The organism is Gordonia terrae (assembly GCF_051789125.1).
Lineage (GTDB): Bacteria > Actinomycetota > Actinomycetes > Mycobacteriales > Mycobacteriaceae > Gordonia > Gordonia terrae_A.
Window position 1 is genome coordinate 701976 of the sequence record NZ_CP196526.1, and the last position, 15582, is coordinate 717557.

The 15582-nt window shown below is 66.1% G+C and carries 13 protein-coding genes; 9 read left to right on the top strand and 4 right to left on the bottom strand.

What is annotated here, in order from left to right; translation table 11 throughout:
* Positions 1–299 precede the first annotated feature (299 nt).
* The 6 genes from ACSUZC_RS03220 (at position 300) to ACSUZC_RS03245 (ending at position 6479) form a co-directional block, all read left to right on the top strand.
* Positions 300–1169: an SDR family NAD(P)-dependent oxidoreductase gene (locus ACSUZC_RS03220; protein WP_439031484.1), complete on the top strand. Its 870-nt coding sequence runs from the start codon at positions 300–302 to the stop codon at positions 1167–1169.
* 2 nt (positions 1170–1171) lie between these two features.
* Positions 1172–1408, top strand: coding sequence for a ferredoxin (locus ACSUZC_RS03225; RefSeq protein WP_439031485.1), 237 nt, complete (start codon positions 1172–1174; stop codon positions 1406–1408).
* Positions 1408–2637: a cytochrome P450 gene (locus ACSUZC_RS03230; RefSeq protein ID WP_439031486.1), complete on the top strand. Its 1230-nt coding sequence runs from the start codon at positions 1408–1410 to the stop codon at positions 2635–2637. The genes ACSUZC_RS03225 and ACSUZC_RS03230 overlap by 1 nt, the downstream gene beginning before the upstream one ends.
* Positions 2638–2849: 212 nt before the next feature.
* Complete coding sequence (locus tag ACSUZC_RS03235; RefSeq protein WP_439031487.1) at positions 2850–4034, top strand: aromatic ring-hydroxylating oxygenase subunit alpha; 1185 nt, start codon at positions 2850–2852, stop codon at positions 4032–4034.
* A gap of 132 nt (positions 4035–4166) precedes the next feature.
* Positions 4167–5687, top strand: coding sequence for a class I adenylate-forming enzyme family protein (locus ACSUZC_RS03240; RefSeq protein WP_439031488.1), 1521 nt, complete (start codon positions 4167–4169; stop codon positions 5685–5687).
* A gap of 156 nt (positions 5688–5843) precedes the next feature.
* A complete protein-coding gene (locus ACSUZC_RS03245; protein ID WP_439031489.1) occupies positions 5844–6479 on the top strand; it encodes a TetR/AcrR family transcriptional regulator in 636 nt (211 codons plus the stop codon).
* Positions 6480–6518: 39 nt separating this feature from the next.
* Here the strand turns inward: ACSUZC_RS03245 and ACSUZC_RS03250 are convergent, their stop codons facing one another.
* Complete coding sequence (locus ACSUZC_RS03250; RefSeq protein ID WP_439031490.1) at positions 6519–7670, bottom strand: acyl-CoA dehydrogenase family protein; 1152 nt, start codon at positions 7668–7670, stop codon at positions 6519–6521.
* A 72-nt stretch (positions 7671–7742) separates the two neighbouring features.
* The gene (locus tag ACSUZC_RS03255) at positions 7743–8531 is read right to left on the bottom strand and encodes an SDR family NAD(P)-dependent oxidoreductase (RefSeq protein ID WP_439031491.1); all 789 of its coding nucleotides are present in this window, start codon (positions 8529–8531) and stop codon (positions 7743–7745) included.
* 142 nt (positions 8532–8673) lie between these two features.
* On the opposite strand from ACSUZC_RS03255, the gene ACSUZC_RS03260 reads away from it, so the two are divergent.
* The gene (locus tag ACSUZC_RS03260) at positions 8674–9483 is read left to right on the top strand and encodes a crotonase/enoyl-CoA hydratase family protein (protein ID WP_439031492.1); all 810 of its coding nucleotides are present in this window, start codon (positions 8674–8676) and stop codon (positions 9481–9483) included.
* Positions 9480–10328, top strand: coding sequence for an enoyl-CoA hydratase-related protein (locus ACSUZC_RS03265; protein ID WP_439031493.1), 849 nt, complete (start codon positions 9480–9482; stop codon positions 10326–10328). Before ACSUZC_RS03260 ends, ACSUZC_RS03265 begins: the two co-directional genes overlap by 4 nt.
* Positions 10329–10391: 63 nt before the next feature.
* On the opposite strand, the gene ACSUZC_RS03270 is transcribed toward ACSUZC_RS03265, so the two are convergent.
* A complete protein-coding gene (locus ACSUZC_RS03270; protein WP_439031494.1) occupies positions 10392–12236 on the bottom strand; it encodes an AMP-dependent synthetase/ligase in 1845 nt (614 codons plus the stop codon).
* Between the two features lie 50 nt (positions 12237–12286).
* Complete coding sequence (locus ACSUZC_RS03275) at positions 12287–14308, bottom strand: flavin-containing monooxygenase (protein WP_439031495.1); 2022 nt, start codon at positions 14306–14308, stop codon at positions 12287–12289.
* Between the two features lie 104 nt (positions 14309–14412).
* Here ACSUZC_RS03275 and ACSUZC_RS03280 point away from each other — a divergent pair, with 104 nt between their 5' ends.
* A complete protein-coding gene (locus ACSUZC_RS03280; protein WP_439031496.1) occupies positions 14413–15582 on the top strand; it encodes an acyl-CoA dehydrogenase family protein in 1170 nt (389 codons plus the stop codon).

Here is a 15582-nt window from a genome sequence, read left to right on the forward strand (position 1 = left end):
GCGCCCGATCCGTTCCGATGTAGTTCGCAAGCTGTTGTCGCGAAGCTACTTTGAGCTAGCCAAGCTGCTGACAAATATCACTTGACGTCTCATGTTTTTCTGCTTACCGTGGTGACACAGAGGTGGCGGGCGTCACATCACGGACAGCCTCCCGTTCATCCGCCCACCTCGTGATCGCCGTGAAATCCTCGTCCCCCGAGGTCTTCTCGGCCGCCGCCGCACACTCCTCGTCGCATCCACATCTCCGGCGCCGCTCCATCCATCAGAAGTACCCATCTCCACCCGAACAAGGAATCGTCATGAAACTCGAAGGAAAAGTCGCTCTCATCACCGGCGCGGGCTCCGGCCTCGGCCGGCAGTCGTCACAGCTGTTCGCCGCCGAGGGTGCCAAGATCGCCATCGTCGACATCGATGCCGATCGCGCCGAGCAGACCGCGAAACTCGTCGAGCAGCAGGGCGGCGACGCCATCGCCATCACCGCCGACGTCGCGAGCAAGTCCGAGATCACCGCTGCGGTCGAGCAGACCGTCGCCCACTTCGGCAAGCTCGACATCGCCTGGGCCAACGCCGGAGTCGTCTCCCGCGGCGGCGTTCCCAGCGTCGCCGGGGGTGAACAGGTCGACTTCGAAGACCTCACCGAAGAGGACTGGAACAACGTCGTCGGCGTGAACCTCAGCGGCGTGATCTTCACCGCGCAGGCCGCGGTCCCGGCACTCAAGCGCAACGGTGGTGGCACCATCATCGCGACGTCGTCGGCGGCCTCGTTCGTCGCCTACCACCAGATCGCGCTGTACTCGGCCACCAAGGCCGGCGTGAACGGACTGGTGCGCGGACTGAGTCTCGACCTGGGCCCCTACGGCATTCGCGTCAACGGCATCGCGCCGGTCCACGGCATGTCGCCGAACTTCCTGATGCCGGCGGGCTCGCCGGTCGTCGGGCAGTCCTACGAAGAGGTTGCGGGACCGTGGGATCCGTATGTGTCCCCGATTCCGCTCAAGCTCAACCGGCCGCCGTCACTGAACGACAACGCCAAGATCGCGCTGTTCCTCGCGTCGGACGACTCGGCCTACATGTCCGGTCAGGTCATCGGTTCCGGCGACGGCGGCACGCTCTCCCGTGTCGGCATGTGGTTCCCCGAGGATCTCGACCAGAAGAACCCGAACGCCTGACCATGTCGTCCCCCCAGCCCAGCACACTCACCGTGGACCGCGTCGCCTGCGCCGGCCACGGCCTGTGCTACGGGGTCGCCCCGGATCTGATCGATGCCGACGACCAGGGCGACCCCGTGGTGCCCGAGCGCGCCCTCACCTCGGAGGAGGCCGTTCTCGCGAATGAGGCGGTGTCCATGTGTCCCGAACGGGCACTGGCGCTGCAGCCCACCGACTCCCCGAACAGCAAGGACCAGTGATGACAACCACGGAACGGTCTCGCGAGGACGTCACCGTCGACTTCGACGTGTACGACCAGTCCATCGCAGCCCCGATCGATCGATTCCAGGAACTGGCGGCCGATCTCGCCGCCAAGGGTCCCGTCGTGTATTCGACCGCCCACGGCGGTCACTGGATCGTGACCCGCTACAACGAGATCCACGAGGTCCTGCGCGACGCGGAGACCTTCTCCAGCTATCCGAACAACCTGGTGACGAACGAGGCCTTCGGCAAGTTCATCCCCATCGAGCTGGACCCGCCGGAACACACCGGTTACCGCAAGGCGCTGCAGCCGTTGTTCGGCCCCGCACGCATGAAGACCCTGTCCGACAGCATCCGGGTCGTCGTGAACGATCTGCTCGACGGTTTCGCCGGCAAGGGTGAGGCCGAGTACATCTCGGAGTTCGCCCACGAACTGCCGGCGCGGATCTTCCTGGCACTGATGGACTGGCCGATCGAGGATGCGCCGCTGTTCACCGAGGCCACCGACGTCGTCCTCTTCGGCAAGCCGGGTGGCACCGAGGAGGAGTCGCTCGAGGCGCGCGGAATCGCGGGCATGCAGATGCTCGGTTACTTCCAGAAGATGGTCGACGAGCGCCGCGCGACTCCGGGTGAGGATGTCACCTCGCAGCTCATCCACACCGAGGTGGAGATGGAGGACGGACTGCGCCTCTTGACCGACGAAGAACTGAATCGGATGTTCTTCCTGCTGCTCATCGCCGGACTGCACACCGTCCAGGGCTCACTGGCCTGGGCGATCGTCCACCTGGTCAACAATCCCGAGCAGCGACAGAGCATCATCGACGACCCGGACATGATCCCGACGGCCGTGGAGGAGATTCTCCGCATCGAGGCCGCCGTGGTGCCGGGACGCCGGGCCACGCGGGACGTGGAGCTCGGTGGCGTGACGATCGCCGAGGGCGAGCAACTCATCCTCATGCTGTGCTCGGCCAACCGTGACGGTGACGAGTTCGACGAACCGGACGAACTCGACCTGACCCGAAAGCCCAACCGCCACCTCGCTTTCGGCGGCGGCGCGCACCGCTGCCTGGGCTCGCACCTGGCCCGCATCGAGTTGACGATCGCTCTCGAGGAGATCCACCGCCGCATCCCGGATTACCAGCTGGTGGAATCCGATCCGCCGGTGTTCCACGCGAGCCAGGTCCGGGGTTGTGTGCGGATGCCGATCCGCTTCACGCCGGAATCCTGACCCGGGGCTTCTCCACAGGCGGTTGATGGTCCACCGGTGCGGCGGGTTGTCCGCCATTCGCCCGCCGCACCGGTTTCACGGTGGAACGTCAGGCGCCGGCCGCTGTCGGTCGATTGCCCGTTAAAACTTATTACTGTAGGTTTAAGGAGTGTCGTCCCGCCCCGGGCGAGCACGCACCCACTCGCAACAACCGCTCCATCACGGAGGGAACCATGACCACTTCGCTTCCTCGCCAGGATCGAATCCGACGCGCGCTCGAGCTCCTGCGCAACGACACGACGGACAAGTTCGACGACCTCGTCCAGTTCGAACCCGACGAGTTCACCGACCCGGTACTCGCCAAGGACGAGCGCGATCACATCTTCGGTCGCGTGCCGTCGATCGTCGCGCATGGAAGCGAGATCTCGCGTCCGAACGATTTCATCACCGTTCAGATGCCGCGCAACAACATCATCGTGGTGCGTCAGAAGGACGGCAGCGTCCGGTCATTCGTCAATCTGTGCCGTCACCGCGGAGCGTTGCTGGAACAGAGCGAGAAGGGGCGGTGCCGGATCTTCTCGTGTGGATACCATCGCTGGTCCTATGATCCGGACGGCTCCCTGCGGACGATCACCCGGGACTCGACCTTCGGCGAGGTCGATCGTTCCGAGCACGGTCTGATCGAGATCCCGACCGAGGAGCGGCACGGGTTCATCTGGGTCGTGGACAACGCGCATGCCGAGATCGACGTCGCGGCCTGGCTCGGTCCCGACATCGATCCGATTCTCGCCGAGTACGAACTCGACAAGCTGGTGTGCTTCCGGTCGGCGGGCTTCGACGAGCCCACCAACTGGAAGATCATGCAGGACGCGTTCCTGGACGGCTACCACATCCAGTACGCGCACCCGAACACCGCCGGGAAGATCATCCACACCAACGTGATGGCCTTCGAGGACTTCGGCCGGCACTGCCGGTTCATCGCGCCGCGCAAGTCGATCGACCGGTTCCTCGAAGAGGATCCCGGCGACATCCCGCTGGACAAGTACGTCATCGAGACGCACTTCCTGCTGCCCAACAGCACCCTGCTCCGCCAGCCGGATCACTTCCAGCTGCTCACCTTCCGGCCGCACCCGACCGATCCGACGAAGTCGCGGATGGAACAGCGGCTCATGGTTCCCAGGGTCGAGGACAGCGGGATGGACCCCGAGCGCTGGGAGCGACTGTGGAACAAGAACTGGGAGATCCTGCTCGCGGTGCTGCACCAGGAGGATTTTCCGCTGTTGCGCGACTCGCAGCGAGGCATGGGTAGCGCCGACGCGGGCGACATGTTGCTCGGACGCAACGAGATCGCCAATCAGGTCTTCCGCCGGGAGACCAAGAAGCTCGTCGCGCAGGGACGTGCAGAACTGAACGCCTGACGGTGGCGGCCGGGTCGTGAAAAGCGACCCCGCCGCCCCGAGGTCCGATTTATCCTATATCCGTTAGACGGGGAGCCCGGGGATGTCCCGCATTCTCGCGCGGATCCCCTGGTACCAGAAGAAAGAACGAACATGACCGCAACGATCGGCAAGGCACTTGATTGGTGGGCCCGCACCAAAGGCGACTCCACCGCGGTGGTGTTCTCCGGCGCGGAGATCTCCTACCGCACGTTGCGGGACTGGAGCAGCCGCATCGCACGACTGCTCGTCGAGACCAAGGGCGTCGCGCCGGGCGATCGCGTCGGCCTGCTCGGCCCCAACTCGCTGGAGTGGCCGGCCGCGGCGCTCGGTGTGCTCAAATCCGGCGGCGTACTGGTTCCGCTGAACAGCCGTTACCGTCCCGCCGAACTGCGCAAGATCGTCGACGACGCCGGGATCGGTGTCGTGGTCGTCGCCCCCGGGTTCGAACAGCTCGCCGAAGACACCTCGGCGGTGGGCGCACCGTTCTCGGTGGCGCCCTTCGCCGAGTTCGACGACCTGCGCGCGGGCGCGGCTGACGACTTCCGCGTGGATCTCCAGCCCGACGAGCCGACAACCGTACTGTTCACCAGCGGATCGACGGGTCTGTCCAAGGGGGTGATCCTCACCAACCGGACGCTGATGTCGATCGTCTTGGAGAACACACTCACCGAGGAGGGGTTCCGTCCCGGTACGACAACCCTCCTCGTGCTCCCGCTGGCGTTCACCCCGGGCCTCGTCTACGGACTCCTGATCACCACCGTCCTGGGCGGAACGCTGGTCGTCGAACCCGACCTCAACCCGTCGAATGCCGTCGCGCTTCTCGAAAAGCATTCCGTGCAGGCGATTTTCGGTGTCCCGCTGATCTTCGAGGCCATCTCGCGCGCCCCGGAGTTCGCCGACGCGGACCTGAGTTCGCTCAAGACCGCGATCGTCGGCGGGGCGGCGGTACCGGCGCAGCTGCTGAAGCGGTGGTCGGACAAGGGTGTGCTCCTCCGCCAGATCTACGGCATGACCGAAGCCGGGGGAGTGGCCACGGCGACGATCCGCGAAGAGGCCCTGGAGTTCCCGGATCGATGCGGCACCGGTTCCATCTTCACCGAGGTCAAGGTCTTCAACTCCGACGGAGTGCCGGCCGCGCCCGGTGAGGAGGGCGAACTCGTCGTCCGCGGTCCGGGCGTCACGCCGGGCTACTGGAACGACCCCGAGACGACGGCGCAGGCCATCAAGGACGGTTGGCTGCACAGCGGAGACCTCGGGGTGGCCGACGAGGAGGGTCGGGTCCAGTTCGTCGATCGGCTCAAGGACCTGATCATCTCCGGCGGTATCAACATCTCACCCGTGGAGCTCGAAATCGCCATCGGCGCCATCGACGGGGTCGAAGAGGTCGCGGTCATCGCCGCGCACGACGACAGGTTCGGGGAGACCCCGGCCGCGATCGTGACCGTCTCCGACGACATGGACGCCACGACCATCGTCGACCACTGCAAGCAGGTGCTCGCCGACTTCAAGGTCCCGCGTTACGTGGTCATCCGCCAGGACCCGCTGCCCCGTCTACCCAGCGGAAAGATCGCCAAGACGGTCATCCGGGACGAGTACAAGGACGTCGACACCAGGTTCGATCGCGTTCGTTGAGATCCGGCGGCCGGCGTCGTGGTGCATCTGCCACGGCCCGGCCGTTCGGCGTTTCACGACCCATTCGCGCGTAACATGGCGGCGTCGTCCCCGTTTTGACGATACGCGGACACAGAACGTGATCTGTCTCTTGTATCATCGTTCCGGGAGGTAGACGTGGCGCGTAGGAAGACGGGCAACGTCCTCAGCGAGGACGTCGACGAGGCCCGCAAGCAGATCATGGTGGCCGCCGAGCGCGTGTTCCAGCGGTACGGCGTCGCGAAGACGACGATGGACGACATCGGCCGGGAGGCCGGGGTGTCACGGCCGACGGTGTACCGGTATTTCAAGGACCGTGACGCGCTCATGTCGGCGCTCATCGAACGACGTTCGCGTCTGCTGTTCGAGAAGGCCCGCAAGTTCCTGCTCGACCACGACACGTTCGCCGATCAGCTCGTCGAGGGCCTGATCTTCCTCGTCGAGCGCGGCCGCCGCGATCCGCTGATCCGGGTCCTGGTGAGCCCGGAGCACATGCAGATGGCCGAATCGCTCGTCGGGAGTTCCGGTCTGGCAGCACGTCTGACCGCAGAGATGTGGGACCCGGTCATCGAACGCGCGATGGATCTCGGCGAGATCCGGCGCGACCTGGACAAGGCGAAGATCGCCGAGTGGATCGCGCTGGTCCAGTTCATCCTCGTCGGACGGCTCGATTTCGACCGTCCGGACGATCCCCAGCATCGAGAGATGTTGCGGAACTTCGTACTTCCCGCCTTCATGCCGACTGCCGTGCCGGTTGCCCGTACCGAGCGGTGAGCCTGCCGGACGCGCCGACCGACGCGTCCGGCACGGTGCCTATCCCCGCATCAGATCGCGGTGGATGATCTCCTTCATGATCTCGTTGGTGCCGCCGTAGATTCGCTGGATGCGGGCGTCGATGAAGGCCTTCGCGACCGGATACTCCATCATGTAGCCGTAACCGCCGTGGAACTGGACTCCGGCGTCGATCACGCGTCCCTGGAGTTCGGTCGCCCACAGTTTTGCCTTGGCGGCGTCGACCGCGGTGAGCGTTCCCCTGTTGTACCCCCGGACGCAGCGGTCGATGTACGCCCGTGAGACCTCCACTGCCGTACGGAGTTCGGCGAGCGTGAAGCCGAGCCCCTGGAACTGTCCCACGGGTTGTCCGAAGGCGGTGCGCTCTTTGACATATGCGAGGGTCCAGTCGAACACGGCCTCGGCGGACACCTGTGCGGCGATGCCGATCCCGAGTCGCTCCAGCGGCAGGCTCTGCATCAGGTAGGAGAACCCGGCACCCTCCTCGCCGAGGAGATTCGCGGCAGGCACTCGTACATCCTCGAAGGACAGTTCCGCGGTGTCCTGCGCGTGCAGCCCGACCTTGTCGAGTTTGCGACCCCGGGAGAAACCGGGTGTCCCGTCTTCGACGACGAAGAGGCTGAAGTCGCGCGATCGCCCCTCCGACCCCGTCTTGGCGAAGACGATCACCAGGTCCGCGAGGATGCCACTGGTGATGAAGGTCTTGGCGCCGTTGATGATCCAGTGGTCGCCGTCGCGCCTGGCCGTCGTCGTGATCGAGCGCAGATCGCTCCCGGCCCCGGGTTCGGTCATGGCGATGGCGCCGATCGTGTCACCGGTGACGAAACCCGGCACCCACCGGTGCTTCTGCTCGTCGTCGGCGTGCCGGAGCAGATAGTTCAACACGATGTCGTCGTTCGTCGAGAAGCCGGACTGCAGTGCGGAGGCGCCCACCCGGGCGATCTCGGTCTGGATGGCCACCCGGAAGCGGTAGTCGTTCTCGCCGGGCCCGCCGTACTCCAGCGGCACGGCGAGACCGAGGATGCCCTGGGCGCCGGCTGCGCGCCACGTCTCCCGGTCGATGAGCCGTTCGGCGTCCCACTTCTCCAGATTCGGGACGACGTGTTTGGTCACGAAGCCACGGACCGACTCGGCGAAGAGCTCGTGATCGGCGTCGAAAAGGTCTGTCTGCATGGTGTTCTCCTGTTGAGGTGATGGTGGCGCGCGGGCCGCCGGTTCGTGGTGGTCGGGTGTCCGGGGAGCGGGTCAGTGTCCCGAGGTGCCGCCGTCGACCGCGAGCGTCGACCCGGTGATGTACGACGAGGCGGGGCTCGCCAGAAACAACACCGCCGCGTCCATCTCGCGTTGGGTTCCCATCCGTCCGAGCGAGCATCCGTGCAGGAAGTCCTCGCGCGCCGCGTCGGACATCTCGGCGATCATGTCGGTGTCGACGAAACCCGGTGCGATCGCGTTCACCCGGATGCCCTTGCGCCCGGACCACTGGTGGGACAGATCGCGCGTCAGTCCGATGACACCGGCCTTGCTGGACGAGTACGCGGCTTGTGGGAGAACGAATTTGACGAGACCGAGCATGCTGCCGACGTTGACGATGCTCGATCCGGGTTGCATAACCCGGGCGCAGGCCTGCGCCATCCAGTAACTGCCGAGCAGGTTGACCTCCAGCACCGCCCGGAAGTCCTCGGGGAGTTCCCGAGTCGCCGGCGCGGTGTGGGTGAGTCCGGCGTTGTTGATCAGGACGTCGACCCGCCCGAACTCGTCCATCGCGGCGCGGACCACGGAGTCGCACTGTTCGGGAGCGGTGACGTCGGCGGGAACGTCCAGTGCGCGTCCGCCCAGCCGCCGGACCTCGGCCGCGCGGGCGCGGAGGGGTTCGGGCCGGCGTCCGGACACGACGACATGGGCTCCCGCCTCGGCGAGGGCGCGGGCGAATCCGGCGCCCAGCCCCGATCCCGCGCCGGTGACGATTGCCACTGCGCCATCCAGTCGGAACAGGTCCAGCAGAGGGGTTGCCGGACCGGACGTCTGCGCGTCCATGGATCTCCTCTCATCCGCACGACCCCGCGACCAGGTCGGGCGAGGTTGTCGAATTTAATCTAACAGAATAAGGTTTATGTCGATGCCGGGCCGTGTGACCCTCCTGTCCACGAGTGCGGATCACGAACCCAGGAGGATGCCCATGACAGCACGCGACACCGCTTCCGTACGCGACTCCGTCGTCGAGTACGAGGTGCGCGAACACATCGCGATCATCACCCTCAACCGGCCCGAGGCGATGAACGCGGTGAACTCCGCGTTGTCGTCAGCAGCAGGCGCCGCTCTCGAGAGCGCAGCACTCGATCCCGAGGTGCGCGTTGTCGTGCTCACCGGTGCGGGGAAGGCATTCTGTGCCGGCGCCGACCTGAAGGAGATCGCGGCAGGCAGGCGGATCGGCGACCCGGAGCACCGCGAATGGGATTTCGCCGGGATCGTTCGGCACCACATCGGCAAACCGGTCATCGCCGCGGTGAACGGTTTCGCGCTCGGTGGGGGCACCGAGATCGTCCTGGCGGCGGATCTCGCGGTGATCGACGAGGAGGCGTCGGTGGGTCTGCCCGAGGTCAGACGCGGTCTGATCGCAGCCGCGGGGGGACTGCTGCGCATCCACCGACAGGTGCCCCAGAAGGTCGCCGCCGAGATCGCACTGACCGGTGCGCCGGTGTCCGCTCGCCGGGCCTACGAACTGGGGCTGGTGAACCGGGTCGCACCGGCGGGGACGACACTTGCCGTCGCTCTCGAACTCGCCGCGCAGATCGCGGCCAACGCCCCGCTGGCGGTGTCGGAGAGCAAGCGGGTGATGTACGAGACGTCGAAGGCGCAGCGTGGCTGGGACGACGAGTCCTGGGAGATCAACGCCTCGGCCATCCGCACGATCTTCGCCAGCGACGACGCCCGCGAAGGCCCGCGGGCCTTCGCCGAGAAGCGCGCACCGAAATGGACCGGACGATGACGGCCGAGGCGGCCCGCGCGGTCGAGACCGGGGTGGTCGTCGTCGAACGCATCGGTGCCGTCGCCGTGGTGCGGTTGAACCGTCCCGACCGGCTCAACGCATTCACCGAGGACATCCGCGTCCAGCTGATCGAGGCCTTCGACACCTGCGACGCCGACGACGGGGTGCGCGCGGTCGTCCTGACCGGCACCGGCCGGGCATTCTGTGCCGGAGCAGATCTCGCCAGTGGCGGTGACACCTTCCTCCCCGACGAGAAGGGAGCCGACGGCGAGGCTCCGCCGGACTCCGGTGGGCAGGTGGCCCTGCGCATCTACCGGTCGAAGAAGCCGGTCATCGCGGCGATCAACGGACCCGCCGCGGGGGTGGGAGTCACCATGACCCTGCCGGCCGACGTCCGGATCGCCGCGGACACCGCGAAGTTCGGTTTCGTCTTCACGCGGCGCGGTCTGGTTCCCGAGGCGTGTTCGACCTGGTTCCTTCCCCGCGTGGTGGGCATCTCGACGGCAGCGGAATGGACCTTGGGCGGACGCATGGTGCCGGTCGCAGAGGCTCTTGAGCGTGGACTGGTGCGCGAGGTCGTGCCCGCGGATCAGGTGCTCGCCAGGGCTCTCGAGATCGCCGAGGAGATGGTCGCCGGGACGGCACCGGTGTCGGTCGCACTGACGAGGTCGTTGCTCTGGGGAGCGCTTGGTGCGTCGAGCCCGGAGGAGGCCCACCGAGCCGAATCGGAGGTGCTTTACCGACGCGGTCTCTCGGAGGATGTGCAGGAGGGCGTCGACGCCTTCCTCGCTAAGCGGGTGCCGGAGTTCCCGGATCGCGTGTCGGGAATCGAGGACGAGGCCTGATGTCGCCGCTGAAGCCGGTCGTGGGACCTACGTCCACGACCGGTTTCGGCGCGCGGGATCGGATCAGCGGACCGAGGAGGCGTAGATGTCCTCGATGATCTCGGCGTACTTGGTCGTAACGCCACGCCGTTTGAGCTTCATCGTCGGGGTGAGTTCCTCGGAGTCGGGCAGCCATTCGTCGGCGAGGAGTCGATAATGTTTGACCTGCTCGACGCGGGAGAGTTGCGCGTTGGCCCGCGCGACCGCGTCGTCGATCTCGGTGCGCAGGGACTCGTTGCCGACGAGTGCCGACGGTGTGGCGTCGGCCAGACCGTGCGCGGCGGCGAAAGTGCGTGCCGCATCGGGGTCCAGCACGATGAGGGCCACGTTGTACGGCCGACGGTCACCCACCACACACGCCTGACCGATCAGCGGTGACGCGCTCTTCAACTTCCCCTCGATGTTGACCGGGGACATGTTCTTGCCCGCCGCGTTGATGATGAGTTCCTTCTTGCGGTCGACGATCGTGACCCATCCCTCGTCGTCGATCTGCGCGATGTCGCCGGTGTGCAGCCAGCCGAACTCATCGATCGCCTCGGCCGTCTTCTCGGGGGCCTTACGGTAGCCCCGCATGACGTGCGGGCCGCGCAACAGGAGCTCGCCGTCGTCGGCGAGCTTGGCCTCGGTGCCGGGCTGGGCCAGGCCCACCTTGCCCACGCGGATGTCGGTGGGCACGTTGGTGAAGCCCAGAGCGCCGGTCTCGGACATTCCGAAGCCCTCCTGTAGCGGCAAGCCGAGCGCGAGGAAGAACTCGTGCACCGCCGGCGCGATCGGCGCCGCTCCGGTCATGAGGAGTGCGACGCGGTCCAGTCCGAGTTGTGCCCGGAGGTCGGCGAAGATGCGCTCGTCGGCAACGCTGACGGCATCGTGTAGATCTGCCGGAACCGGCTCTCGGCGCTGTTCGATCTGTACCAGGCGGATCGCTGCCTCCAGCGCGGCCGAAGTCGCATCGCGCGGTCCGTCCGGCAGCGCCGAGAATCGTGCGAGGAGACCCGCCCGGAGTTTCTCCCAGATCCGCGGCACGCCCAGGAACCAGGTCGGGTGAGCTTCGGCGACCGCGCCGAAAACGGTTGTCGCATCTCGAACAGTGGTGATGGGCCAGCCCGTCACGGTCGCCAGGTAGTGCGAGAACACGCGATCGGCGGCGTGCGCGGTGGGCAGGTAGCTGACGGCCGCACCGTCGACGGCGAACGGGAAACGCAGGTTGCAGGTGTACATGACGAACATCAGATTGGCGTGGGTGAGTTCGACACCCTTCGGATCCCCCGTGGTGCCCGAGGTGTAGATGAGGGTGGCCAGATCGTCGGGGCGAACCGAATGCCAGGTCTTCTCGAAGTCGAAGCCCGCGGGGCGGCGGCTCCGGAGCTCATCGAGCGGCGTGATCGTCGCGGGGCCGTTGTCATGGACCATGGATGCGCCGGCCGGGTTCGTGACCACGATGTGCCTGACGGCGGGTGCGGCGGTGCGCTGGAGGATGTCGAGGAAAGCGGAGTCGGCGACGACGACGGAGTTTCCGGCATTGTCGAACAGATAGCTGATCTGATCCGGCGCCGAAGTGAGATAGATCGAGAACGGCGTCGCGCCCAAGTGCAAGACGGCCATGTCGACGATGTGGAACTCGGGGCTGTTCGGGAGCATGATGGCGACCGTGTCGCCGTGTCCGACTCCGAGATCGGCGAGTCCGGCGGCCACTTCCTCAACCGCCGTGCGGTATTCGGACCAGGTGAGCGATCGCTCCTCACCGAATGCGCTCAGGGCGGTGGAGTCGGGCCGACTGGCGGCCGTGGCCTGGAAGGCCCCGACGAGCGTGGTGGCGGAAATACCCGGGGCGGCAACAGGTGCGGACGGGGCCTGAGGTGCGTGTGTCATCGTGTTCTGCCTCGATTGCGATGGGACGAGAAGGTGGGGGCGGGTCGGGCTCAGTGGGTGAGTTGTCCGGTGCCGCCGGACGATTCCTGCGCTGTCGTCTCGATGCCGCGCGTGGTGATGAACTCGGAGAAGTCGGGTTCGTGAACGCGACGCCAGTAGTCGACATACCGCCAGGGGCTGTTGGTGACGATCCGTCCCCGCGCGTTGCGGTAGTACGTCGTGGTACCGCCGAAGTGCCACACCGTGTCCTCGAGGGCCTCGTCGAGCTCGCGGTTATAGGCGTCGAACGCGTCGGGGCGCACCTCGATCGAGTCGAATCGCTCATCGACCATCGCGCTGATCAACGCCGTCACGTGCTGGACCTGCATCTCGGTGCCGGCGATGACCGTGCCGCCGTGACCGGTGTTGGTATTGGGGCCGTACAGACAGAAGAAGTTCGGGAATCCGGGCACCGAGATGCCCAGGTGCGCCCGACCGTCGTCGGCACCCCAGACCTCTCGGAGGGTCCGTCCGTCACGCCCACGGACCGTGAGTGACCCGAGCACATCCACCGACTTGAAACCCGTTGCCAGAACCAGTACGTCGGCGCCGTAGTCCGCGCCATCATCGGTACGGACCCCGGTCGCTGTGACAGTGCTGATTCCGGTGGTGACGAGATCGACATTCTCGCGACGAAGAGTCCGGAACCAGCCGGCATCGATCAGCAGTCGCTTTCCATAAGGCGGGTAGTCGGGCAGGCTCTTCGCGAGAAGGTCTGGGCGGTCGGCCAATTCACGCTCGATGTACGCGGTCAGCATGGCGCGGAGCCGGTCGTTGCCCTTGTTGATCGCGCGCCCGAGATGGGGGTACTCGCGATCGACCTGCAGGAGGCGCCAGACCTTGTCGCCCATCCGCCAGAACAGTCGTGCTCGATACCAGGCCAGGTAGAAGGGTACGTGCTTGTTGAGCCAGTGGGCCGAGTCGTCGACCGACTGGCCCTTCAGCGGGTGCGGCATCGCCCACTGCGGTGTCCGCTGGAACACGCGGACCTCCGCGGCGTCCTCAGCGGCGGCCGGAACGAACTGCATGGCACTCGCGCCCGTGCCGACGACGGCGACCCGCTTGCCCGCGAGATCGACGGCCGGATCCCACTGGGCGGTGTGCAGCACCGGACCGGCAAAATCCGACAGCCCGGGCAGGTCGGGGATGCTTGGCTGATTCAACAGTCCGACTGCGCTGACCACCACTGTGGCGGTGAGGGTTTCGACCTCGCCGCTGCGCACTGATCGTAGATCCAGTGCCCACGTGTTGGTGGTCGGGTCGAACTCGGCCTGATCGACGACCGTCGAGAACCGCGTGTGGTCGAGTACGCCGTGACGTTCGGCCAGCGTCCGCCAATACCTTGCGAGCTCCTCCTGCGGCGCGAAGTAGCTGGACCACTCCGGGTTCGGGTCGAACGACAGCGCGTACAGGTAGCTCGGCGTGTCGACGCCGCAACCCGGGTAGACGTTCTCGTGCCACGTGCCGCCCACGTCGTCGTTCTTGTCGATGAGGACGTAGTCGATGCCGGCCTGCTGCAGGCGAATTGCCATCGCCAGTCCGGATATCCCCGCACCGATGATCGCGACTCGGAAGCCATCTGTTGGCGCAGTCTGCGGCACCGAATGGCGACGGTACAGGCCCATCTCCTCGCCCAGGAGCTGCCCGTAGTCGTCGGGGAGCTGTTCGGCCAGCATCACCGAGAGGATCTGCGACAGTCGCTCGGGCTCCGGTGCGTCCGCCACGTCGAGGTGGCCGTCGCGCCACGCACGAAGCGTTGTCCCGGCCTCACGCCGAATTCGTTCGGCGACTTCGGGTTCGAAGCCTCCTGTGTCGTGGTCGCCGAGGTCGGGGGGAGGGGTGGGGAAGAACGGATCCTCGATCCAGCGATCGTCTCCGGTCAGTAGCGCCAAGGACCCCAGCAGGATCGGGAGGTTCGCGTGCTCGAGCGCGGACGCGAGCTGGTCGTCGGTGAAGTCGGCGTCGGGCCGGAAAGAGCCGTCGGGGGCGCCGCTCCACTCGGGGGCGAGGCGGGGGAAACTGGACTCTGGCATACACCAGACCATACAATGTGTTCAGACGTGGCGTCAATCACAATCCTCGCCGCCGGCTGCTCACCGCGCCTTCCTTCACCTCGACCGACAGACAGGACAGACAGATGACAGTTACTTCGAATCGCCCCAGCGCACGAAGTGTGTATGAGTCCGAGCACGAAGCCTTTCGAGAGAGCTTCCGCCGATTCCTCGACACCGAAGTCGTGCCGGGGTACGAGAACTGGGAGAGGGAGGGGCGCATCCCCCGTGAACTCTTTCAGAAGGCCGGTTCGCACGGATTCCTCGGGATGTCGGTCGACGAAGAGTTCGGCGGCGGCGGCACCGATGACTTCCGCTTCAACGCCATCATCGCGGAGGAGGTCGCCGACGCAGGGGTGATGTCGTTCGGGGTCAACCTCCACAACGACATCTGCGTCCCGTATTTCGAGCGTTACGCCGACGACGATCAGAAGCGGCGCTGGCTGCCCGGCCTGACGTCGGGTGATCTCATCGCGGCCATCGCGATGACCGAGCCGGGGACGGGCTCCGACCTCGCCGGTATCACCACGACCGCGAAAGAGGAGGGCGGTCACTTCGTGCTGAACGGCTCGAAGACGTTCATCTCCAATGGAATCAACGCCGATCTGGTGATCGTCGCCGCGCGAACAGAGAGCGACGGCGACCGCCACGGGGGTCTGTCGCTGCTGGTCGTCGAACGGGACACACCGGGTTTCCAGCGTGGGCGCAACCTGGAGAAGATCGGCATGCACGCGCAGGACACCGCCGAGTTGTTCTTCGAGGACGCGCGGGTCCCGAAGGAGAACCTGCTGGGTGAGCGAGGTGGAGGTTTCCGTGCACTCGTCACCAACCTCCCGCAAGAGCGACTGACGATCGCGGTGGCGAGTACCGCTGCAGCGGCACGTGCGGTCGAACTCGCGCGCGATTATGTGACGACCCGAACCGCATTCGGAAAACCGTTGGCGGCCAATCAAAATACCCGATTCACACTCGCCGACGCCTACGTGCAGACCGAGGTCGTCCGCGCCTTCGTCGACGATTGCCTGCTCCGACACACGACCGGTGACCTGACCGCCGATCGGGCCGCGATGGCCAAACTCGCGGCGAGCGAGGTCCAGGGTCGCGTCGTCGACCGGTGTCTGCAGATGTTCGGCGGCTACGGCTTCATGACCGAGTACCCGATTGCCAAGGCCTATGTCGACGCACGCGTGCAGCGAATCTACGGCGGAGCCAACGAGATCATGAAGGAGATCATCGGCAAGTCCCTCTTCCGCTGA

Excerpts from the sequence above, each read along its gene's own strand:
- ACSUZC_RS03240 (WP_439031488.1), top strand. The coding sequence starts at position 4,167 with ATGACCGCAACGATCGGCAAGGCACTTGATTGGTGGGCCCGCACCAAA.
- ACSUZC_RS03225 (WP_439031485.1), top strand. The coding sequence starts at position 1,172 with ATGTCGTCCCCCCAGCCCAGCACACTCACCGTGGACCGCGTCGCCTGC.
- ACSUZC_RS03270 (WP_439031494.1), bottom strand. The coding sequence starts at position 12,236 with ATGACACACGCACCTCAGGCCCCGTCCGCACCTGTTGCCGCCCCGGGT.
- ACSUZC_RS03260 (WP_439031492.1), top strand. The coding sequence starts at position 8,674 with ATGACAGCACGCGACACCGCTTCCGTACGCGACTCCGTCGTCGAGTAC.
- ACSUZC_RS03220 (WP_439031484.1), top strand. The coding sequence starts at position 300 with ATGAAACTCGAAGGAAAAGTCGCTCTCATCACCGGCGCGGGCTCCGGC.
- ACSUZC_RS03275 (WP_439031495.1), bottom strand. The coding sequence starts at position 14,308 with ATGCCAGAGTCCAGTTTCCCCCGCCTCGCCCCCGAGTGGAGCGGCGCC.
- ACSUZC_RS03230 (WP_439031486.1), top strand. The coding sequence starts at position 1,408 with ATGACAACCACGGAACGGTCTCGCGAGGACGTCACCGTCGACTTCGAC.
- ACSUZC_RS03265 (WP_439031493.1), top strand. The coding sequence starts at position 9,480 with ATGACGGCCGAGGCGGCCCGCGCGGTCGAGACCGGGGTGGTCGTCGTC.
- ACSUZC_RS03250 (WP_439031490.1), bottom strand. The coding sequence starts at position 7,670 with ATGCAGACAGACCTTTTCGACGCCGATCACGAGCTCTTCGCCGAGTCG.
- ACSUZC_RS03255 (WP_439031491.1), bottom strand. The coding sequence starts at position 8,531 with ATGGACGCGCAGACGTCCGGTCCGGCAACCCCTCTGCTGGACCTGTTC.
- ACSUZC_RS03235 (WP_439031487.1), top strand. The coding sequence starts at position 2,850 with ATGACCACTTCGCTTCCTCGCCAGGATCGAATCCGACGCGCGCTCGAG.
- ACSUZC_RS03280 (WP_439031496.1), top strand. The coding sequence starts at position 14,413 with ATGACAGTTACTTCGAATCGCCCCAGCGCACGAAGTGTGTATGAGTCC.